General features: G+C 63.4%; 18 protein-coding genes. 8 read left to right on the forward strand and 10 right to left on the reverse strand.

What is annotated here, in order from left to right:
- The 5 genes from CXY83_RS02430 to CXY83_RS02450 all read left to right on the forward strand — a co-directional run.
- Positions 1-1,051: HNH endonuclease signature motif containing protein (locus tag CXY83_RS02430; protein ID WP_146069826.1), on the forward strand; the 1,051-nt coding region annotated here is incomplete at its 5' end.
- A gap of 229 nt (positions 1,052-1,280) precedes the next feature.
- Positions 1,281-2,090 carry a hypothetical protein gene (locus tag CXY83_RS02435; protein ID WP_104195828.1) on the forward strand — a complete coding sequence of 270 codons (810 nt, stop codon included), beginning with the start codon at positions 1,281-1,283 and terminating at the stop codon, positions 2,088-2,090.
- A complete protein-coding gene (locus CXY83_RS02440; RefSeq protein WP_104195829.1) occupies positions 2,087-2,866 on the forward strand; it encodes a hypothetical protein in 780 nt (259 codons plus the stop codon). The genes CXY83_RS02435 and CXY83_RS02440 overlap by 4 nt, the downstream gene beginning before the upstream one ends.
- Entirely contained in the window at positions 2,863-3,855 is a 993-nt protein-coding gene (locus CXY83_RS02445) for an HNH endonuclease signature motif containing protein (RefSeq protein WP_104195830.1), read from the forward strand. The genes CXY83_RS02440 and CXY83_RS02445 overlap by 4 nt, the downstream gene beginning before the upstream one ends.
- Before the next feature lie 205 nt (positions 3,856-4,060).
- Positions 4,061-5,089, forward strand: a complete 1,029-nt coding sequence (locus CXY83_RS02450) for a hypothetical protein (RefSeq protein WP_104195831.1) — start codon at positions 4,061-4,063, stop codon at positions 5,087-5,089.
- 144 nt (positions 5,090-5,233) lie between these two features.
- Here CXY83_RS02450 and CXY83_RS02455 read toward each other — a convergent pair whose 3' ends face one another.
- Positions 5,234-5,743: a hypothetical protein gene (locus tag CXY83_RS02455; protein ID WP_104195832.1), complete on the reverse strand. Its 510-nt coding sequence runs from the start codon at positions 5,741-5,743 to the stop codon at positions 5,234-5,236.
- 137 nt (positions 5,744-5,880) lie between these two features.
- On the opposite strand from CXY83_RS02455, the gene CXY83_RS02460 reads away from it, so the two are divergent.
- From CXY83_RS02460 to CXY83_RS02470, 3 genes are all read left to right on the forward strand, one after another.
- On the forward strand, positions 5,881-6,276 hold the full coding sequence (locus CXY83_RS02460) for a hypothetical protein (protein WP_104195833.1): 396 nt from the start codon (positions 5,881-5,883) through the stop codon (positions 6,274-6,276).
- Positions 6,277-6,332: 56 nt separating this feature from the next.
- The gene (locus tag CXY83_RS02465) at positions 6,333-7,232 is read left to right on the forward strand and encodes an FtsK/SpoIIIE domain-containing protein (protein ID WP_146069827.1); all 900 of its coding nucleotides are present in this window, start codon (positions 6,333-6,335) and stop codon (positions 7,230-7,232) included.
- 129 nt (positions 7,233-7,361) lie between these two features.
- On the forward strand, positions 7,362-8,129 hold the full coding sequence (locus CXY83_RS02470) for a hypothetical protein (RefSeq protein WP_104195835.1): 768 nt from the start codon (positions 7,362-7,364) through the stop codon (positions 8,127-8,129).
- A 167-nt stretch (positions 8,130-8,296) separates the two neighbouring features.
- Here the strand turns inward: CXY83_RS02470 and CXY83_RS02480 are convergent, their stop codons facing one another.
- The 9 genes from CXY83_RS02480 to CXY83_RS02525 all read right to left on the reverse strand — a co-directional run bounded on the left by CXY83_RS02480 (position 8,297) and on the right by CXY83_RS02525 (position 21,398).
- Entirely contained in the window at positions 8,297-9,700 is a 1,404-nt protein-coding gene (locus CXY83_RS02480; RefSeq protein ID WP_104195837.1) for a recombinase family protein, read from the reverse strand.
- Between the two features lie 402 nt (positions 9,701-10,102).
- Positions 10,103-11,986, reverse strand: coding sequence for a hypothetical protein (locus CXY83_RS02490; protein WP_104195838.1), 1,884 nt, complete (start codon positions 11,984-11,986; stop codon positions 10,103-10,105).
- A gap of 50 nt (positions 11,987-12,036) precedes the next feature.
- On the reverse strand, positions 12,037-13,623 hold the full coding sequence (locus CXY83_RS02495; protein ID WP_104195839.1) for a hypothetical protein: 1,587 nt from the start codon (positions 13,621-13,623) through the stop codon (positions 12,037-12,039).
- Positions 13,624-13,695: 72 nt separating this feature from the next.
- Positions 13,696-14,196, reverse strand: a complete 501-nt coding sequence (locus CXY83_RS02500; RefSeq protein ID WP_233200532.1) for a hypothetical protein — start codon at positions 14,194-14,196, stop codon at positions 13,696-13,698.
- Positions 14,197-14,272: 76 nt separating this feature from the next.
- Complete coding sequence (locus CXY83_RS02505) at positions 14,273-15,127, reverse strand: PP2C family serine/threonine-protein phosphatase (RefSeq protein ID WP_104195841.1); 855 nt, start codon at positions 15,125-15,127, stop codon at positions 14,273-14,275.
- 3 nt (positions 15,128-15,130) lie between these two features.
- A complete protein-coding gene (locus tag CXY83_RS02510; protein ID WP_104195842.1) occupies positions 15,131-16,480 on the reverse strand; it encodes a DUF5684 domain-containing protein in 1,350 nt (449 codons plus the stop codon).
- Between the two features lie 21 nt (positions 16,481-16,501).
- Positions 16,502-19,051: a transglutaminase domain-containing protein gene (locus tag CXY83_RS02515; RefSeq protein ID WP_104195843.1), complete on the reverse strand. Its 2,550-nt coding sequence runs from the start codon at positions 19,049-19,051 to the stop codon at positions 16,502-16,504.
- Positions 19,048-20,436 carry a DUF58 domain-containing protein gene (locus tag CXY83_RS02520; RefSeq protein WP_233200533.1) on the reverse strand — a complete coding sequence of 463 codons (1,389 nt, stop codon included), beginning with the start codon at positions 20,434-20,436 and terminating at the stop codon, positions 19,048-19,050. Before CXY83_RS02520 ends, CXY83_RS02515 begins: the two co-directional genes overlap by 4 nt.
- Entirely contained in the window at positions 20,433-21,398 is a 966-nt protein-coding gene (locus CXY83_RS02525) for a MoxR family ATPase (protein ID WP_104126809.1), read from the reverse strand. The genes CXY83_RS02520 and CXY83_RS02525 overlap by 4 nt, the downstream gene beginning before the upstream one ends.
- Positions 21,399-21,403: the final 5 nt, after the last annotated feature.

The raw sequence follows: 21,403 nt of genomic DNA on the forward strand, positions 1-21,403 counted from the left end.
GGACGACCTCGACCGTGTGGAACGTGCCCTGGTCGCCTCCGCGACCGGGGCGATCACCCCGGAAACTGCCGGACTGCCCGGAGCCGGCATCCGCTTCACGCCCGACCTGCTGCGGGCGCAGGCCGTGGAGTGGCAGGGCCGGCTCGATCCCGACGGTACCGCCCCCAACGACGACACCGTCGAAGCGAAAAGCACGCTGACGTTCGGGCTGCTGCGCCACGGCTTATACCCGCTGCGCGCCGACGTCACCCCCGAACTGCGCGGCATCATGGACACCCTCTTCGACACCTACCTGTCAGCCCGGTCCCGCACGCCACGGTTCGAACCCACCGAATCCGGCGACGACCCTAGCGTGCTGGACGGTGTCGACGTTGCCGACCCGAACACAGACGGTGAGCGGTTCAGTGCCGACCCGTTCACCGGCGATTCCCGCTACGACGGCGACTCCCGCACTGCCGGCGAGAAACGCGCCGACATCCTCCGCTGTGTGTTCGAAGCGGCCGCGCGCGATCCGAAGACCCCCACCATGGGCGGCGCCGCCCCCACCGTCATGATCCACATCAACGCCACCGACCTCAACCACGAACGCGGTGTCGGCTGGATCGACGGCGTCGACGCCCCCATCAGCATGCGCCGGGTGAACGAAGCCATCTGCGCCGGCGGCGCCCAACACGTCATCTTCGGCACCACCGGCAACATCCTCTACCTCGGCGACACCGTCCGCTGCTTCACCACCAAACAACGCACCGCGATCGCCGCCCGCGACGAAAGCTGCATCATCCCCGGCTGCACCATCCCCGCCCGCTGGAGCGAAATCCACCACGTCATCCCCTGGCACANACAAGTTGTGAATGCGACCCCTTTGCTAAAGATGTGTGGGTATGACCCGAGGATCCGAGATCCGGCCTGGATATTTCTCGCGCAGGAGGCGTCTGATATCCCGCGGTCGTCTCGAGCCGGGAACACTCCTCGTAGCCCTCGGGCGACTGCCGGCAGAAAGAGGTCGAGGCATGCCACCCGCTGGGAACAGCGTAAAGAGTGTTCATTCTGATGAGTATCCATGGTGGGATTGTGGCGACAGCGACGCGGCGATCTGCGCAGCCGACATGCGACTCCGACCGCGGTTCAAAATCCATTCTCACGGCCCGGCGCCTCAACGCCGAGAGCCTTCGCCGGATTCTGCCAGCTGGAGAAAATGCCAACTGGAGATTTCTCCTTCTTTTTCTGGACATTTGTCCAGCTGGACCAGTATGGTTCAGTATGACCAACGAGGAGAGCTAATGGCCGAGGTTCGCAAGAGGATGACCGCGAAGGAGAAAGAGGTCCTTGTTTCCAGCACCAAGTGCTACGTGTGCGAGGACTTGGGACTGGATCACGCCGGGTTTGAGGGCTACGACCTCAAGGACATCGACCTAGACCACTACCAGGTGGCCTTTGGAAACGGGGGCGAGGACACCGACGTTCTCCCAATTCACTCCGCGACTGGCGGCTCGATTCCGGACGATGCAGACTTCGAGACTTCGACTGCGCGCAATTGTCACCGCCTGCGGAGTAATGACTACTCTTCGCGGGCTGGGTACGTGGCTGTTCTCCGCGCGCGCCTTCAGGCGCGAACAGCGAGCTTCGTCGACGACGTCTATGAGAACGCGAAGCGAAGCGCCAAGGATCGTAAGTACCTGATGTCCGCAAACTGGAAAGAGCACGAGGTCGAGTTCGTCGGGAAGACCTATCCGATTGTCTCCGAGGAGCGTAACGGTGAAAGATGGCGGAGATTTCTCGTGACGTTGCGTCCCGACCAAGTCTTCACGGACAATACCTCGCAGGTCCGACCAGCCGCGAAGAAGAGTCTCATGAAGATGCTCTATACCTTCTTGGTGGAGGGTTTCCCGATGTTTGCGCCCGTGAACGCACGCATCGACGTCTGTGGGCACATTGTCTTATTCGACGGAAATCATCGAGCAACTGCCCACTCCCTCGCGTTCGGCGTGGCTGTGCCCATGCCGGTAATGATCTGGGACATCGCACCTGGAACGGTCTGCGCCTTGCGTGAACATGCAGAGGCAGTTAACACTGAAGGGGATAACCGATGACCGCCTCAACACCGAATACGACCAGACTCTACGAGGTACTTGTCCGCCTGCATGATGACGTTAGGCAGATTAGATATCCCTACAGTGCGAAGGTCCTCAAGTGGGGCATTATTCGCGACTCGGAGATCGAGGCCGCCCTCAAGAACAACCCTGATGCATCCGAACGCACAGTGTGGGCTGGGGAGAAGCCGGCCGACATTGCGGGGAGGATCGCGGGAGGTCTAACCGCGTTTATCGATCAAGAAGGCTATCGCGAGAAGTGGATGGACGCCGGACTCGCGGAGGGGTCGTGGAAAGTCTTCCTGGACGAATACTGCATGATGAAGGCCGATCTTGCACCCTTCCACAGCGACGGCTATTTTCGCAACACTGAGATGGAAAATCTTCTCGATCTTGTGAAAATCCTCGACGAGGAAGTTCTTAGTAGTCCGGCGATGAGCGGACCGACGCGCCTTTCGGTGAGCTATAAGTCGAAGTGGTGGAAAGAATGTCATCGGGTCTTTAGCGAAGCGGTCGGGGAAGAGGTCTACCGCCGGCTGAACCTTGACGAACGCCCTAAGAACGGTGCGTGCCATAGCCCGGAGTGGACTTCTGAGCTGAAGGCCGCCATCCGAGAGATCGCCAAGCGATGGGTTACCAGTCCGATCTGGGACAGGCCGCAAAGCGCGGACCCGAAGGAGGGCGTCGACTTCACGAGCAACAATGAATCCACAGTCAAGATGTTCCTTTCCTCGAACAAGTTCACCACGCACTATTTGGAAGGTCGTCCGAGTTGACGGTCGCGGGTGGACCTGTCCATGGTGAGCCCGGCATCCTTGACGAGCAAGCCGCGTGGCTGCTACTCACGGTCGGCGATCGTAGACAACACGGTGGGAATGACGGCTATGCGGATGAGCTCGGGGTCGGTTACAGGTGGGATTCAACGGTCCCGCATCACGCTGACATTAAGCCGGGTGATGCCGTCATTTTCTGGGACAAGAATTCGTCCTTAGGCGCCTCCATCATTGAGGAAATAAAGGTCGGCACCGCGACCAAGCTACTGAAGAAGTGCCCTAGCTGTGGCAAGGCAGGTATCAAGAGGCGCGCTGCCATGCAGCCGGCGTACAAGTGTTACAAATGTGGCACGACCTTTGATGAGCCAACGATCCAGTGGAAGCTTGTGACGACCTACCTGAGTAGGCATGACGTCGGCTGGGTGGACCTGCCTGGAGTCGTCGCCGGGAAGGACCTGCGACTCATGTGCGAGGATCCTGGTTCCCAACAGAGCATGCGTCCATTCAAATGGGGAGCATTCGTCCGCGCCTTGAAGGTAGATGGGGTGGCACACAGTCTCGACGCAATTAATTCCTCGGCGAAGCGAATAGGCGGGGGTCACAATCTCAGGACCGTCCGGGTGCGGATCGGCCAACCTAGGTTTCGCAAAGCTCTCGTCAACAAACACGGTGAAACTTGTGCATTCGTTGGTGCGACACCCCTCGAGGCCCTCGAGGCGGGCCACCTATATAGCTACGCGAGGGAGGCTGTGCACCACACTGATGGCGGCCTGCTCTTGAGGAGGGACATACATCGACTCTTCGACCTGGGATTTCTTGCAGTAAACCCAAGCACCTGGACGATTTGGGTAAGTCCCGCTCTGGCCTCCTTCGCTGGCTACGCTGAATTGGCCGGACAAAGCCTGAACGTCGATCTGTCGTCTGGCCAGCGCGATTGGCTCAAGAGTCATTGGAAGGACCATGTGGTCCTGGAACCTATCGCCCACCCGTAGGGCAACGTGAGGGCTCTAAGTTTGGTTCATGCCCGATCAGTTTGAAAAGCCGAGCAACACGATGAATCGCTTTTGCTCGCCGCGGCTTCTCGTCCAGAGCGGCATTTGTCCAGGTTTTGCGTGCGCGGCTCCAAGCACGGATTGCGATTTTAATAGATGACGTCCCACGCTTTGATTGACGGATGACAGACCAAGGGGGAATGAATTGAAGGACAAACCAGCAACACTTGCGGCCGCTCTGCTTCATGCAGCACACGAGAGCGCGAGGGCAGCCTTCGGAACCAAGGACTTGACGGACTTTCACCCTCAGATGCAGTCTGCGGTGCATGCGGGGAGCGCCATCGAGTATCTCTTGAAGTTCCTTCTGGTGTCTGAGTCGCCTCTTCTGGTTGCAGAAGTAAGGCCTCCCAGTGTCAAGTCAGCGGTTCAATCGCGCATTGCGCTCTCGCGCAACGCGTATGGTGCGCACTTAGCGGACGTGAAATCCTGCAGCGTCGAAGATGCGTTCCTAATGGTGCAGGAAATCGTTGGGGTGAAACTCTTGCGGTTATCGGAGTTGCAGGCAGTCACCAAGGCGCGCAATGCTGCGATTCACTTGGCAATCTTCCCCGCGCAAGAGGAGTTGGAGGACAACCTCTGCACAATGATTCTGGCGTTCAACTACGCAGCCAGGAAACAGCCTGCAGCCGCATTCCCCGCTCCGGAACGCGAACAAATGATCGCCTACTCTGCACGACGAATGCAAGTTCGATACCAAGCTGCGCAAGAGAAAACACAACCCGTAATAAGCAGATCGTCGAAGCCTGCGTCCGCTTCTGGGCAAGATAACGAGAAGTTCATCGCGCGTCAAAGGGAGTTCTTAGATCTTCAGGCCGAACAACTCTTCGGCCTCGACATGCATCTATGGAGCGGGGAGTTTCCGACTACTAGGGCATTCTTGTGTACTCGTTGCGGGCACCAAGGCGTTGCCCTCTGCTGGGCAGAGGGCATTTCGTTCGATGAGCACACTCCAAGTCCAGTAGCGATGATCGAGGAGGCTGATGATGAGGGCGTGGGCCTGTGGGGAGTAGCGTTCGCTTGCTCATGGTGCGGTCTTACCCTGACTTCGAACGAACTCTTGGCACTTGAGAGCAAGAAAGACCCTTGGGCGGCAAGCTTGATGGAGCCGCATCCCATGACCGTCGAGCAGTACACCGACGAGACTGAACCCTACACAGTGAAGCTTCTCAGGTAAGTCGGAACGGGAGGCTTGAAGGCCTGCTGCAGCGCAGCTGCGGCAGACTTTACTTGAATTAGCAACATAACTCGGGCTTCCATCGCTTCGGCTCCAATGCCATCGATCACGGTCGTCGGGTTCGCCGATCCGCTCCGCGGAAACTCAGTTAGATGATTCTGAGTGACGACGCCACTCAAAGAAATTTTCGTTTTGACGTTGCGGCTTCTTCTTGTAGTTCCGAACTGTGCCCTCAGTAATCCCCGCGATTGCTGCTGCGTCAACCCCGCTCAGCGGTCCGCCCTCCTTGGTCGCAACGTCAAGAACCAGTCTCTGCAACGACATGAAGGTTTCCTTCAGAACCGTGACTTCGGCCAAGACCTCAACAGCGAGACGTCGCTCGAACTCCTTCTGTTCAGCTCGCTGCTTTCTCGTCAGCGGCGCCTCGTCGATCCCTCTCCGGATTGCAGATGCACCTTCGTCTACGAGGCTCAGGAGGTGTGCCATCGGATCCTCGACGAGTCGAGGCAAGTCGGACATGACAGAGACCACGGACTCCTGGCGGTCCCGAACCAGAGGAGCAATGTCGCTGAAAAGAGATTTTGGTTCAAGACGGAATCTTCGCAGCAAGTTCACAGCATTAGATTCTTCGTAATGCTTGCTGGTTTTCGTCATGTCTAGACCCTAGCCTTCGATCCAATTCGCAATCTTTTCGAGGCTCAATTCCCGTCGATGAATTGCCCGTTCAGAGTTAGTTTCTTTGCTTCAAGCTTCCCTATGTAGGGCCAAATCCGGCCCGCAGAAAGGGAAAAATGACTGACGATCTCAGCGCATGGATGTCGCGCCCCCAGCAAGTTGCCCGAGAAGACCTAACGCCCTATCCGCTGACGGCTCCGGTGACTTTCGTTTCATCAGAGCCGCGCCTTGAATACCAGCAGAACGCACCGACTGATCGACAGCTGCTTGATTCGCGCGGCGTTCCGCTGTGGCGTGTCACTGTCACGGGCGGGCTTTTCGGTGACAAGGAGATCCGCGTCCGAATCGCTTCCGAGTTGCGTCCGGCCTGTGCCGCAGACGAGGAAGTCGAAATGGTCAACTTCAGGTACGGACGCACTCCGAACCGGGCGGAGTTCGTCCCGTATTTCGTCGCCGATGCTGTCCACGCGGCTCCACTCGGCCTAGACAGCATTCTCGGAGAAGTTGAGTAGTCGTGGCTGAGACAAAAACCATTGACTGGCCTGTCGCTCTTCCCCGCCTCGTTCGCATGATTCCCCTGATCGTGGGCATCCTTTGTGTTTTAGTGGCGGGGCTGCGCGATGTCCCCGGAGCCGTTGCGTGCACCATCGGTCTCCTTGCATGTGCGACAGCGGTCGCGCTCCAGTACCCGAAGCGTTGCCGCTTGGCAGCCCAGTTCGTAAGGCTGGGTCAGTGGCATAACGCTTGGGTGACGTGCACAACTGTGCCCGAGTATCGGGCCCGGCCGGGGCATGCATTGCCGATCGGTGAGAACGCTCTGGGCCTGCCGTTCGCGATTTCACTCTCGGACGGCAATTGCCTCGTGGGCGGCGTCACTGGGTTCGGCAAGAGTAATCTCCTGCGCACCTTCGTCAAACGTGCCAGCGAGTCGTCCTGCTCCGCAATATTCCTCGTTGATTTGAAGCAAGGCGTCGATTTTTCAGAGTTCCGCGGTCATTCGAAGGTGGAGGCGGTCGCCACCACCATCATGGAGGGCCGAACCGTTCTCGAGCGGCTGAGGGCAGAGGGAGAGCGGCGACTGGACTCGCTCGTGGGCATGGGATCCAGGGATTGGCTGCAGACACCTGAAGGTGGGCTCACGCTGTTGGTCGTGGACGAAGTCGCGGAGCTCCTTCGCGACAAGAAGCTTGAGGCGTCCTTTGAATGGCTGGTGAATCGCGGCCGCGCTGCGGGCATCGTCGTCGTCGCAGCCACACAACAGCCGACGACGGATGTCCTCCCGTCCGTCATCCGTCAGGGTTTCCCCTCTCGGCTCGCTCTTGGATGCACGTCAGTCGAGCAAGCTCGCTCGATCCTCGGTGCCTCGCCAACTCATTCGAGGTTTGATGCGACCCGCCTACGCAAAGGCCAGGCGGTGGTCCTCAGACGCGGCAAGTTCCACCGCGTGACCATCTCGCGCGCCGAGTAGTGGGGACGCCGGTTGCGGACGGCTTCTCAGCTGCCCGCAACCAGTCACCAGCCAATCAACAAACGAGTCTTTCGCTCCGACGAGCTCCGAGCGAACCCTTCATTTCGAGAGGTCAAAGTGAGTGAATCCATGCCGTTACATACGATCCGGCAGCTCGTGCGGCCTGATGCCGGCTGGCGTTTTAGCCTCTACCCCGACGCAGGTGAAGGGGGCGGCACCTTTCACTCTTCGGCACCCAGGGTCCCAGCGTATGTCTCGCGCGGCTTCGCTGCTGATCCTGAACGCGCAGCGTCCGAGGCAGGGCGGCGTGCACAAGCGACCCTACGACGGTACTGCGCGGCGAACCGCCTGAACCGGCTCGGCACGCTGACATTCGCTGGTGAAGGCTGCCACGACCCTGCCCTGCTGCGTGTGCACTTAGGGGAGTTCTTTCGGTCACTGCGCTTGTTACTGGGCGGCAAGCCACTGCCGTATATCTGGGTTCCAGAGTGGCACACGTCCGGTCATGGTCTGCACGCGCACTTCGCGGCTGGCCGGTACATCAAGCGGTCACTGATCGAATCTGCCTGGGGCCACGGGTTCGTGCACATCAAGTTGCTAGGAGACCTTCCGGTCGGCTCCGGTCCGCTCTCGGAGGCGCGACGCGCTGCCGGTTATCTCTCGAAGTACGTCGCAAAGACGTTCACCGACTTGGACGCTCGAGTGCTCGGCCTTCACCGGTACGATGTGGCGCAGGGATTCAAGCCTGAAGTCATGTCACTGTGCGGGTCCTCCGCCAGCGATGTGCTCTCGCAGGCCTCGGAACTGTTTTCGTCGGGTCCCGTGCATCAGTGGTCGTCGGCGGAGAATGAAAACTGGCAAGGGCCGCCAGCTGTGTGGGCCCAGTGGGGTCGATGATGGGCATCGATCGTGTTGCCGTTCAGGCGTGGCTCGAGGCCTCCTGTGCGGCTCAAGGTGTGCCTGTGGGGGTAACGAATCCTGCTGTCGTCGCCCTGGTTGGCGTGCTGTTGAGAAGTGGGGTGCAGCGGGACGAGCGGGGCAGCCAGGACGCGGCGCGCCGTCCCTCACAGCTGCCAGCTGGGAACGACACGCGACGGGTCGACCGTCCGTGTGCCTAGGAGGCCGGGAAGGATGGTCGCGTAGTCGAGGACGGCCCGGACGATCGCGACCTGTCGGTCGAGGTTCAGACCGTCCCAACCTGCCGCCAGTTCCTCACCGTGGCCGACCAACCCATCGAGCGCATGTGTGCCAATGATCTGATCGAGTTGTCGTTGGGCGTTCTCGACTCTCGCTTCGAGTGGAGTCCGAGCCGCCCTCCATTCGGGCCGGGAGATTTCACCCGCGGCCCACATCTCGGACAGCTCAGTCATCTTCGACTGCGCGGTCTGCAACTCGGCCAAGAGCGTTGATTGGCGTTCGTCGGCTGCTGCCCGTCCGGACAGTGTGTCGCCCATGACAGATGTGTCCAGGCGCATCAGCACAGCCGTCGCAATCAACTCCTCCACCGGCTGCGCAACCACGGTGAGCCGCCCGCAGCCACGGTGATCCGGGCCTGACAAGCACACGTATCGGCGTCGGTCCGCGCGGGCCGCGCTGTAGAGCGGGGCACCGCATTTTCCACAGCGAAGCATTCCGGACAACAGATACCGGCGCGGTGCACGCCTCCCCGTGTTCTTCTTCGTCTCGAACATTGCGAGAATCTGGTGGTGCTTGGCTTCGCTGACGAGGGATGGCCACGCAGCTGGCCCCACCGCCTCGCCGTGATGATCCCGCAGGCCGGCAATGCGTCCGGAACGAAGGATTCCGCGGAGGGTTGTGGTGCGCCAGTTCCTGCCGCCCGACGTGGTGGGGATCTGCTCGTCGTTCATCCACGCCGCCAAAGACCGGACCGACTCACCGGCAAGAAAGCGATCCACAACCTCACGCACGACTTCAGCCTCGGATTCTCGGATCGTCAGTTTGTCCTCGTCGTATCCGAACGGGCGTTGTGCGCCGCCGTTGGGTTTCCCCTGCTCCACGTTCTGCTGGATCTTTCGGTTGATCCGTGCGGACTTACGCGCTGACTCGTTCGCGGCGACTGCGGCCGTGATTCGGGCGATCAGCATGCCGTTGTCGTTGCCGAAGTTGATATCCGATGTGACCGTGGCCAGCTGCTCGACGCCCGCCTTGTCGCAGAGATCGACGAACTGTTCCCACTCCATCGGGCGGCGGGTCAATCGGTCCTGGTGGTAGGCAATCACGGCGTCGCGACGGCCCTCCGCGATGTCAGCAAGCATCCGCACGTATTCCGGGCGCGCCTTGCCTCGATACGCTGAAACATCGTTGTCGATGTACTCTTCGGCGATCGTCCAGCCGCGCTCAGCGGCCAGCTTCCGACAGTCCTCGAGTTGACGTTTGACTCCGAGACCTTCGCCTGTTTGGTCGGAGGAAATGCGTGCGTACACAGCCGCAGCCGTCACTATCTTCATAGAGGTCAGATTAGCGTTGGACCGACAACGGCGTCCTCCTCTGCTGGTTCCACCACCACACCATCGACACCAACGGGTGGACAATCCGCATGATCAATGGCAGACCCCAAGTACGCGGCCCACTCCTCTGGGACCCCACCCAAACCTGGCGCCCCGCCCACAGCCACCGCGCCAACACCCCCAGCCCCGAACCGTACTGGCGCAACTAAGCCCTGCCGCCCTGCTATCGGGGCGATCCGGTTCCGCTATCTGAAAATAGCGAAGCTTCTAGGCGACGAGATTTCGGCGCGATAGATTCCGCGTGCGCGCAACGGTCGACTGGCCAGCCCAGCCCAGCCCAGCCCCGCCCCGCCCAGCACCCGCTGGAGCGCGGGGCTGGTACTCGGCAGGCAGCCCGTGGGGCTAGAGCCCGCGGGCGCGCAGCGCCTGCTGTACGAGAGGATCGGGCGACTGCGCCAACCAGGCGAGCAGGTCGGGGTAAGCACTCGGATTGCCCGCGAGTTGCGGCCAAACCTCCGGGTGGTTCTGCGCCAGGTCGTAAAACTCGGCGGCCGAAGTGTTCGGGTCATCGGCCGCCAGGCTGGCCGCGCTGGGCGCTGCGATGATTACTGCAACTGGCACGGGGACAGGCGCCGGAGGAGCTGGCGGCGCCGTTCGGGGCGGTGGCGGCGAAACGGGAACGGCGACTGGCCTTTGGGGCGCGGTGGCGGGAACGACGGGCGCCGCGGCATCCGTTGGAGTGATCGGCGCTGCAACCGGTGCTGCGGCATAGCCGGTGTAGGCCGCCGGTGCCTGGGCCCGAACCGGGCCGTACTGCGTGAAGTAGCTACGAACGGATGCCGGCATGGTCAGTGCATAGAACACCAGCGCGGGCAGTCCGAAGGCCAGGGCGAGGCTCAGCATGGCCGCGGTACTCAGGATGACCAGGGAGAAGGAAGCGTATTCTGCGCCCTCGAACAGCCAGGAATAGAGCGTGCTCAGATTGCCGTCGGTGATGGTTTGCCCGCGCAGCACGACGAAAACGATGCCGAGCACGGTGATGAGGCCGGTGAGGCCGAGTACCAGCCACTGGCTGCCGGCCGGGTTTGACCGCAGGGTGGTGCGGGCGATAATGGCCACAACGATGATGATCGAGAGCACGATCGTGGCGCCGATGTTCAACCCGGTAGCACCGGTACTGGCACCGCTGCCGATGAGGTTCGCGATGACCAGCAGCACGCTCAGCCCGGCGGTGCCGATGATGAGCACGAACGTGAGCGAAGCGACGCCGAACCATTTCACAATCGGCTCAAGCGGAACCATCGCCAGGCGCAGCGCCGGCGCCGACGTCAAGCCGAACAGCCCGGCGAGCAGAATGAGCGGATAGCCGCCCCAGCTGAGCGATTCGACCCCGCCAAAGGACAGACCAAAATCGGTGAGCGCGTCGATCGTGATGACTCCGATTGCGATGCCGCCGAGCGTGCGCCCGACGGTGAGCCAGATCGCGTTGCCGCGGAGAATTCCGTAGATGGGCAGCAGCACGCCGGCCGCACCGGCGAGCAAGGCCACGACCGCGGAGAGCAGCACCAGAGCGCCAAATTGAACGGGTGACCCTACGACTCCGAGAATGATCGCCCCCAGCACGGTCAGGGTCACGACCGCGCCATAGCCGATGACGATGCGGTGCCAGAGGCGGGCGACCGGGTGGTAACCGACGATTCCGACCAGTTCTGCAGAGCGCGGCTGGCTAGCGAGGAATGCCCCGGCCAGTCCGAACGCGGCCGCGTAGCCGAGCCCGGGCGTTTCATCCTTCGAGAAAGCGTCGACGAGCATGAATCCCAGAACGAGAAGCGCGTAGGGAACGTTGACCAGCAGTCGGATCAACCAGATCTGGGCCAGCCCGATGCCGGGACTGAAGACTCCGGCGCGCAGCAGGTAGGTGAGGCTGAGCGAGAACAGCGACAGCAGTGTGATCAGGATGACCTCGATATGGCCAGTCGCTCCGATCGTTTCGCTCATTCCGAAGTCAGTGCTGAACATCCACGGTAGGGCCAGGGAGCTCAGGAGTAACAGCAGAGCTCCGCCGTCTCGCGCCCAGTCGGACGACGGGATACCGGCGAACGGATTCGGTCGGGCGGGCGCGTACCGTGCCGGCGCGACGGGTGCAGCGTACTGCGGGGCGCCATGCTGCGGGGCGACATACTGCGGTGCGACATACTGCGGGGCGACCGGCGGCGCGACATACTGCGGAGGCGCGGGCTGCGGCGTCGCTGGCGGCTGCTGGGGGGCGTTCGGGTCGAAGGTCATTTGAGTCCTCTGTGTTCGTTCTGGATTCTTGTCACTGTCTCGCGAGGTTGTCACTGGTAGAGCCGGTCGAGCTTGCCGTCCTGGCTGAGTCGTACCAGGTTCCCCACAGCGATGCCGGCCACGTCGGCCACGGTGCGCATGGGGCTGACGAACCATCCGCTCTTCTCCTCCACGGCGAGAACCTGCCAGCTGTCGGCACCGAGTTCCTTCATCCAGGAAGCATCGTCGAGGCATCCCTCGAACGACGAGTAACCGGAATCCGTAGCTACACAGACCCCGGAGAATTCGCTGCGGTACGGCCAGTTGTAGCCGTCGCCCTCGATCACGATGCTGTCGAGGTCGAGGTGAGCGGTGTCGCCGTTGACCTCTGGGGTCACCGAAAAGTCGGTGACCTGCAGGTTGTCGAAGTCACCGTCACCATCGGTGGGCATGAGCGCGTCACCGTACAGACTGAGAAAACGACGTTCCGACTCGGGCATCACGGCGGCGAGGTCGCCGTAGTCGCCGTTCTCGCCGAATGCGATCACGGCCTCGGCGAATCCTTCGGCAGCAGCGGCCGCGGTGTCGAACGTGGCCGCGTCGTCGGCGGCGACCAGGTTGCCTCGCGTGGAATCGTGCGATCCGCTCTGCAGAATGTTCTCACCGGTCGTGAGCAGCGGGCTGACATACCAGGAGCCACCCTCACGAACGGTGACGATGGTCGCATCGTGTCCGAGCGTGTCGGCGAGGTCGGCGGCGGTCTGTGTAAACGGCAGCATGTCGTTGAGCTCCTCAATCGACGACTCGCGCAGGTCGGCGATCATCGAGTCGGTGTTTCTGTCATCGGAGCCCCACGACTCCTGCTGGAGACGCAGCTGCGGCCCCACGACCTCGAGGTAGGCGTCCGCGATCGTTTCGGCATCACCGTTCATGGTCAGCTCACCCGCCGTGATGGTGACGACCGCGATACCGTCTTCAACGTCTTCTGCCTCGAGTTCAATCCCGGTCAGGGTGATATTCAAGCTGTCGACGACCGTATTGATGAGCTCCGGCATATCGACCGGGTCGCCGTTCTCGTCGTCCATGGCGATGGCGCCGAGCTGATCGATCGGAACCTTGAACGATTCAACTTCAGCGGGAGACAACGAGCCGTACACGCTGATCAGGTCCCGATCAGCCGTGCCGGCGAGCAGTTTCTCGACCGCGGCCGTTGGAGAGGATGCCCCGCCCAGCTTCGAGAAGATGGCCCCGTAGGCCCACACACCGCCACCGCCGACGAGTAACACGATGACCCCGATTGATCCCCAGATCAACAGTTTCTTGGGCGGTCGCTTGGAGGACTGGTCTGGCCTGGCATACGGGTTTGCCAGAGCGGATGCCGCCGCGTCTGCTGCCTGCCTCGGGGTCGCGCCGGCGGCCTCGAACGGAGCAGCGACACAGGGGACCGCTGCGGTGGGTGTGACTTCGGCGGGCGCAGGCATCACGGGAGTGATAGTGCCGAGCTGAAGCATCCACTCAATCAGGGCCGGGTAGCACGACGGGTTCCCGGCGATGACCGGGTGCAACTCGTGGTGGGCGGCGGCAATTTCCGCGAGCCGGATTTGCGGGGTCGCCGGGTCGGCGGCTTCCAGGTGCAGGGGCAAGGTGGAATCTGTCACGAGAGTAAAGCTCCTAGCGTGTCGGTGCGTGCTTACGGGCACAGCATGGGGTGGCGATCAGACGAGGCGCGATCACCACGTGAAAATCGTGAAAACGGTGTAGGCAGCGGCTGCGAGCACGACCAGAACGGTGCTCGAGATGATCGCCATCAGCGTGAATCGGCGACGGCGACGTTTTATGACTTCGGCACGCTCGCGAATCTCGGCGGCCGCGTCAGCCAGACGGAGCCGGGCCAGGTCGGGCAGCACGTCGGGTCTTGGCACCGGGGCCTGCGGCGAAATAATCGTCGGAGTTGGCCGCGCCGCGTAGCGCACACTCGCACCGCTCTGCACCTGCGGCGGCTGGTATCGGCGTTGCAGGGAATCAACGACCGGAGTGTGCACGGGGGCGGTCGCCCGCCGCTGGCTCAACAGCGTGTCGGTGGCCGTGCTGCCCCTGGAGGACTGTACGGTAGCCTCGTCGGCCTGGTCGGCAGTCGCGTCATCCTCGTGCGGCGTGGTCGCAGAATCCCCGGCCTCGGTGGGAGGCTGCCGCACCACGCGGCGGGTGTGATCGTCATTCGCGCGCCGCACAATACGCGTATGTTCATCTGCAGTTCGCCCAACGATGACGGTGTCATCAATGTCCGGCCCAGCGACCCCTGTCGGTTCAGCGGGCCGCATTGCGAGCCACTCGTTGCACCGGTCGGGTGTCTTCGGTGCGGGTGTCGGGCTGGTCGTCGCCGACCGGGACGCCGTGCCACGAGCTGACCCCGCCGGCGATGACATCGATCACGATCACGGAAACGTTATCGCGTCCGCCGTGTTCGAGGGCGCCGGCGAGCAGCGCATCCGCCGTCTGCTGGGTGCCACCGCCGAGGGTCAATCCGGCCTTGATAGCCTCGTCGGAAAGCTCGCCGCTGAGCCCGTCGGAACACACCAGCAGGCGTTCGCCGGTCACGACCGGGCGCAGCCAATAGTCGGCATTGCTGTTGTCGGCGCCCATCGCGCGAGTGATGACATTTTTTCGCGCGAAGGTGGCGACATCCGCTTTCAGAAGTGAACCCTCGTCGATGAGTTCCTGAGCCAGGGAATGGTCGACGGTGAGCTGCTGAAACTCGCCACCGTGCAGGCGGTAGACGCGCGAGTCGCCGACGTTCACGATGAGCCATTGCGGGAAATCTTCGTGGTCGATGAGCACCAGACCGGTGAGGGTGCTGCCCGCGCCGCGCCCGGTCGAATCCGACACGGCGCGAACTGCGGTGTGTGCGCGCAGAACCGCAGCCACTACGTCGTCGGCCGCAACATCGACGCGGCCGACGCAGGCCTGAAATTCGGCGATCACGGCCGAGCTGGCTCGCTGGCCGGCTTCGAGCCCGCCCATGCCGTCGGCGACGATGAACACTGGTTGGGACGCTAGCAGCGAGTCTTCATTGTCATGTCGTTTGCGGCCGACATCTGTGCGGGAGCCGCACTGCAGCGACACTCCGGCACTGCTCGCTCGAGGGTCAGGGAGGTATGCCATGGCTCAGGCCTCCAGGTAGATGCGCGCCGCGAGTTCCCCGAGAAGGAACCGATCGGTCAGGGGCGCACTCGCACCCGCATCGAGCTCATTTTCAAAGCCTCCGCCATCGATGAGCACGACACCGTTGGTCGAGTGCAAGTCGCTGATACCCCACGCTCCATCGACAAAATCCAGGCGGGCGTGGGTCTTCGACACCGTCTTGCCCGGGTCATGCAGTGGAACTAACTGTGCGTCTAAGTGTGCCCCGCCTCGCGCGGGGTTGCGGCCAAGCAGCACTACCGGTTTGGTGAGCGAGACTTTCAGCCCGTGTTCGGTTTCGAGCGTCCACGGCTTCATACGACGCACGACGATCATGGTCTCGTCGTCGTCCTCGGATTCGTCTTCAGCTACGTCACTAGCGTGTGCTGCGCGCGCTGCGAAGGGTATGACCGCAGAAACCTGCGCGGCAACCTCGACCGGAAACACTGTGCGGATCGGTGCCGGGACCGGTGCCGTGCTTGCCTGAACGATCGGCGCCGGCGGAGCCCATGGATTCACCGGCGCGGCGACCGGTGCAGAGACGACCGAAAGCGCCGGCGGCGCGGGCGGCGCGGCGACGACCGAAGGCGCAACCGGTGCGGCGACGACCGGCGGCGCAGGAAGAACGGCCGAGGCCGACAACACCGGCGAGGCAGGGGCTGGAGCTGGGGCCGGAGGCACGCTCACGTAGAACGGCGGCGGACCGCTGGGCAGGCCGTGCGGAACCGGAGGCGCGAGCGGGGCGGCCGCTGTGGTCGCCGGAAAGGCTGCTGGCGGGGCCGGGGGAAGTAGCGCAACGGCAAGCTGAGCAGGCACGTTTGGCGACGCGGGCGACGCGGGCGGTGCGGGCGGTGCGGGCGGTGCGGGCGGCATCGGTGTCAGCACGTGGTGGCCGGCCGATGCGGGAGCCGTCGGCGGTGCCGGCGGCATCGATAGCGACGTCACCGGGGCGAACGGAACGTACCCGGTCGCGGGGATCCCGGGCAGCCAGCCGGTGTCGACGGACTTCCCGAACCCGAGCACGCAGGCCCAGATGGGACTGCTGACCAGGTAGAGCAGGGTGAAGCCGCCGCCGCGGCCGAGACGCCGGTTGACGTTGTTGACCGCCAGCACGAGCACGACGAGGGCCACCACGTTCGCGACGGGGATAAAGAGGCCCACCACCCACAGGGCTGAATAGCGGCCGAGTTCATACAGGGTGATGCTGTTGACGATCGGCACCCAGCCCTTCCAGGCCTGTTCTCCGAGCTTCACAAAAACTTTACCGAGACCGATCGACGAGAAGACGTACACGCCGAGACTGACCAGCACAGCGACCGCGATTATCGTGATCATAGCTCCAGATGATTCATCCATTTATGCTTTGCGGCCGCTGACGGGCGGCCGCTCCCCCATTCTGCTGGTGTCGCGCCGGTTCGGGCGCACTGTGGTGACGTCGCGTCGAGATGCGCTGGGTCGAAAAGTGAAGAGTCGGCCGGCATCGGCTAGCCGAGAAAAGGAGCGCAGCGAGATGGCAGCGCGCAAGCGTTGGCGCCTCGTCCCGCTCGCGGCGATGCTCGCTCGTTCGGCCGTGACGAGTGCCCAGAAGGCGTCGCTATCGGCGGCTCGCGGCGATGCTTCGCCGAAAACGGCCCGGTCAGCCAGGGTCGCGAGCTGTGCTCCACCGACCGATCGGTAGTGCGCGGCGGTCTCGACCCGGGTCATGCTCCCCTGGTCGGCCAGGCCACGGTCGACGGCGGCGTCGATGTATTCGTCCCAGCCGCCGGCGAACCGCGCCGACACGTCGGTGGCCCGCGCCCGGTCACGGCGGCGTGTGAGTTTGGCACCGACAATGACCAGGAACGGCGTGCTGATCGCGAGCAATGTGGCCAGGCTGATGCCGCCAATCTTGAGGGCCGCGAACAGCCAAGCGAGGTCGGAGCCGGTGACCGGATCCTGTTCCTGCTGATCTTCGCCGCTGGTGGGGTTGGCCTCTGGCGCGCGCTGCTCGGTGGCTCCCTCGGCGATGACCTCGGTGTTGTGCTGCGGGTCGCGCCTCGTGTCGTCGATGGGTGAGAGCGGGTTCTGAAATTGCGGGGTCGCGTCAACAGTGACCCAGGTGCCATCGCCGCTGCCGACCTCCACCCAGGCCGCGAGGTTCTGCCCCGAACAGACGCCCGCGAGGCAATCGCCCGGTACGCCCGAATCAGCAGCCTCGGCCGCTCCGAGGGTGAATCCCAGCACCACCCGAGACTCGAATCCGAGATGACGGGCGAGCAGAGCGGCAGCCACGGCAAACTGTTCGTCATCACCGACTCCAGCCACGAGCTGGGAATTCTCGGTGGCGGTCGTGCTGTTCTGCTTTTCGAGCAGCGCAGTGAAGAGCGCGTCAATGCGGGCGACCGAATGCCCGGACAGGCTCGGCGAGAATTGGTAGTCGCCGAGGTCGGCGGTCCAGGAAGTCGCCGCAGGCACGGTCAGAGCGTGGCTGAGGTAGCCGCGCTCGCGCAGGCGGGTGACCAGCTCGGCCAAACCGGCGCCATCACGCGTGATTGCCTGGGCGTCGACCCAGTCGATCAGGCTCTGCGGAATCAGCGTGTCATCGATCGAGCTGCTGGCCGGGCCGGCGAGAGCGGCGAGGTTCGTCGCATCCGCTTGCCGCTCGAAGACGATCGTGTAGCGGTCACCGTTGGTCAGGGCTTTGAGTTGAATTCCGGATGCCGTATTTGCGTTGTAGAAGAATCCGTCGCTCAGGTCAGCAGCGCGATCACCGGCGAAGCGGATGCTCGACAGCGCGCCGGCCCCCGGCATCCAGACGCCGGAGTACCCGGCAATGTCGAAGCGGGCCGCGTCGCTGTCGGCGCTTACGCCGCGCGCGTGCGGCACCCGAGCAAAGGCGGTGGTCTGGTCGCTCACGCCGCCGGCCGGGTTCACGACCCGAAAGACTTCACCGTCGTAATAGCTGAGCACGGCCAGGCGCACGCGAGAGGCGGTGCCGTCGTCGACCGCGGTGCCGGTTACCGTGAACAGCTCGGCGTCGTACTGCTCGGCGCTGAAAAAGCTGCGGTATTGGCTGAGCGGACTGACGTACTCGCGCAGTTCGACGGCCGGGTCGATACTGCTGCGCAGCACCTCACGGGTCGGCGTGGCCGCGACGGCCGAGAGTGCGCCGAGGGTGATGCCGATGGCGAGCACGAGTACCCCGAAGGCCAGAATGGCCCGACGGATGCGACCACCGAGAGCGCCAGGAGTGCGCCGTACCCCGGTCGTATGGGCAGCGAGGTCGAGCGCCGCGGTTCGGGACAGATGGGTGCGCCAGGCCAGAAAGCCGAAGGCGAGCAGCAGAGCGGCCAGGCCGATCAGGCTTTCACGCGGAGCCGGCACGCTCACCCCGACCACGGTCAACGGAACGCTCACGGCGCTCGAGCCGAAGACCAGGCCGAACAGTTGCACGCCAAAGACCAGCGGCACGGCGAGGGCCACGAGCCGGCCGCCGCGCCAGGCCAGAGTAAGCGCGGCCGTGGTGCCGCCGAGAAACAGGAGAAAGGCCGGGGCGAGCAGTGATTGATACGAGCCGACCGGCAGTTGAATGGTGACGAGCTCTTTCCAGCTGAACACCGTGGCCGTCACCAGGTCGAGCAGCCCACCGAGCACGCCGTCAATACCGGTGAGGGCGGTCGGCACCGCGAGCGGGACTCCGAGCACGAGGTAGGCGCCCAGCACGGTGAGCAGCATGGTGAACCACGACCAGCCACGGCGCTCCCCGAGCCAGGCGAGGGCCACCCCGGTCAGAACCGCTCCGGCCGCCATGATCAGGTAGCTGGTGGCCTGGTAGATCGGCCAGGCCGCCCAGACGGCAACGAGCATCATGGCCACGATGAACAGGGCGTTGATCACGTGGACACGGTGTTGTACGGGCGTACTCATGCGGCTCTTCGGCTCAGCAGGGAACGAAAGTCGTCGAGCACGCCGATGGTCAGCACGCTCGTGCCGGCCAGGTCACGAAAACTCGGCTGTTCGTTGGGGTTGCACAGCACAGCGACGACCTGCACGTTGCCGGCGAATTTGAGGGTGAGGGCTTGCAATCGCCGCGCGGTCATGGCGGAACCGCAGACCACGAACGCGATGGAAATATCGGGCACCACCTGCGCGGCGAGCACGCAGACATCTTCGACGTGCATCGCGTGTGGACTGGTTTCGATCGCGGTGAGGTCATCGAGCAGGGTACGCGTCGACACGACACTCAGGCTGCGCACAGAACGGATGCTGCTGCGCACGATATCGGGGATCTCCTCGCTCGCCACGACGGCCAGGTCCCGTCCATCACGAATCGCACGTACGCCGAGCGAGCCAGCGGCACTGACGGCCATCTCGAACTCATCCTCGGAGGCGTATTCGGCGGCGTTGAGGCTCAGCACGATGGCCAGGCGTGAGCGTCGGCTCTCTTCGAACTGTCGAACCATGAGTTTGCCGGTCTTCGCGGTGGACTTCCAGTGGATGTGCCGCTGCCCGTCACCAGGCGCATACTCGCGAATGGCGTGAAAAGAGATGTCGGAGTCGACGATATCGCTCGTGGGGTTGCCCTCGAGGTCGCGCACGAAACCGGCGCTCGTACTCGGAATCGACACGGTCACCGGGTGCACGAACAATCGGTCGACGTCGGCCCAGGGCCGTGAGCGGCCGAGCACACCGAGTGGGTCACTGCGCACGGTCGTGACCGGGCCCACGTCGATGACCCCGCGGCGGTAGGCCGGCACGCGAACATACTCTTCGTGAACCTGGCCGGCGCGCAGCAGCGGCACATAGACATCCGCCAGCCCCTTGCCGATGGGAACGTCGACGCGCCCCGGCAGCTCGAGCCGTTTGGAGACGTTGGTAACGGTGAGGGTGCCGATTACCTCGGAACCGGCCACGACCCGATCGACCGGCAGGACGAAATCCACGCTATAGGCGCGGCCGCCGGCCAGAAAGGGCAGCGAGATGAGAATGAGGGCCACCGCCACACAGCCCGTGACGATCAGCTCGGTCCAGCCGAAGACCAGGCCGAGCGGCAACAGCACGATGGCGGTGGCGACCACCACCCAGCCGGCCGGTGTAACCGTTTCACCGACCCATTCGACGGATGCCTTCACACCGTTTCGCACCGTTCGCGACACGCGCATCCAGAGCACGACAGCATCCACGAGGGTCAACGTCGTCGACGTGTTCGTGCGCGTGGTGCTATACCGGGTATGCGTGGCATACCTGCTCTGGGTGGAAGTGCGCGTCAGCGTCGATGTACGTGCGCGACGCGATTCGGTGTGAAAGCTCACGCCAGGTCGCTCCGACTGGGCGGAACGACGTCGAGCAGAATCTGGCCGATGACGGCGCTCGCGGTGACGCCATCGAACTCGGCCTCGGGGTCGAGCACGCAGCGGTGCGCCAACACCTGGTCGGCGAGGGCCTTGACGTCGTCGGGGGTGACGAAGGTGCGCCCGTGGGCGACCGCCCAGGTTTTGGCGGCCTTGGTGAGGGCGCGGGCGCCGCGCACACTGACGCCCATGCGCACCTGGCGGGCGTCGCGGGTGGCCTCGACCAGGCGGCCGATGTAGTCATAGACGAGCGGGTTCACGAACACTGAGCGCGCAATGTCGCTCATGCTCACGAGCGCCTGCGGGGTGATGACGGGGGCAAGTTCGTGGCGCACGTCAGCGGTGCCCTCGAGAATGCGAATGGTCGAGGCGAGGTCGGGATAGCCGAGCGAGGCCTTCATCATGAACCGGTCGAGCTGGGCTTCTGGCAGCCGGTAGGTACCGGCCTGCTCGATCGGGTTCTGGGTGGCGATGACGAGGAACGGCACCCCGGTGGAGCGGGTGACGCCGTCGATGGTGACGTTGCCCTCTTCCATCGCTTCAAGCAGCGCCGACTGGGTCTTCGGGCTGGCCCGGTTGATCTCGTCGGCGAGTACGACGTTGGCGAAGATGGGTCCGCTGTGAAACTCGAACTCGCCGGTCTTCTGGTCGTAGACGGTGATTCCGGTCACGTCTCCGGGCAACAGGTCGGGGGTGAACTGAATACGGGTCGAGACACCCTGCACGGTCTGCGACATGGCGCGGGCGAGCGAGGTTTTGCCGGTGCCCGGGTAGTCCTCGAGCAGCAGGTGGCCCTCGCTGACCATAGCGGTGAAGGCGAGTTCGATCACGTGGCGCTTTCCGAGCACGACCTGCTCCACGTTGTCGACCATCATCGTGAAGGTCGCGGTGAACCAGTCTGCCTGTTCCGGGGTGATTGTCATGTGTG

Origin of the sequence: Cryobacterium sp. M15 (assembly GCF_002929675.1) — a bacterium.
In the GTDB taxonomy this organism is placed as follows: Bacteria; Actinomycetota; Actinomycetes; order Actinomycetales; family Microbacteriaceae; genus Cryobacterium; species Cryobacterium lyxosi.

Coding starts and splice junctions, on each gene's coding strand:
- CXY83_RS02490 (WP_104195838.1), bottom strand. CDS start 11,986: ATGACCTTCGACCCGAACGCCCCCCAGCAGCCGCCAGCGACGCCGCAG.
- CXY83_RS02440 (WP_104195829.1), top strand. CDS start 2,087: ATGACCGCCTCAACACCGAATACGACCAGACTCTACGAGGTACTTGTC.
- CXY83_RS02470 (WP_104195835.1), top strand. CDS start 7,362: ATGCCGTTACATACGATCCGGCAGCTCGTGCGGCCTGATGCCGGCTGG.
- CXY83_RS02455 (WP_104195832.1), bottom strand. CDS start 5,743: ATGACGAAAACCAGCAAGCATTACGAAGAATCTAATGCTGTGAACTTG.
- CXY83_RS02525 (WP_104126809.1), bottom strand. CDS start 21,398: ATGACAATCACCCCGGAACAGGCAGACTGGTTCACCGCGACCTTCACG.
- CXY83_RS02435 (WP_104195828.1), top strand. CDS start 1,281: ATGGCCGAGGTTCGCAAGAGGATGACCGCGAAGGAGAAAGAGGTCCTT.
- CXY83_RS02460 (WP_104195833.1), top strand. CDS start 5,881: ATGACTGACGATCTCAGCGCATGGATGTCGCGCCCCCAGCAAGTTGCC.
- CXY83_RS02505 (WP_104195841.1), bottom strand. CDS start 15,127: ATGGCATACCTCCCTGACCCTCGAGCGAGCAGTGCCGGAGTGTCGCTG.
- CXY83_RS02465 (WP_146069827.1), top strand. CDS start 6,333: ATGATTCCCCTGATCGTGGGCATCCTTTGTGTTTTAGTGGCGGGGCTG.
- CXY83_RS02510 (WP_104195842.1), bottom strand. CDS start 16,480: ATGATCACGATAATCGCGGTCGCTGTGCTGGTCAGTCTCGGCGTGTAC.
- CXY83_RS02480 (WP_104195837.1), bottom strand. CDS start 9,700: ATGAAGATAGTGACGGCTGCGGCTGTGTACGCACGCATTTCCTCCGAC.
- CXY83_RS02515 (WP_104195843.1), bottom strand. CDS start 19,051: ATGAGTACGCCCGTACAACACCGTGTCCACGTGATCAACGCCCTGTTC.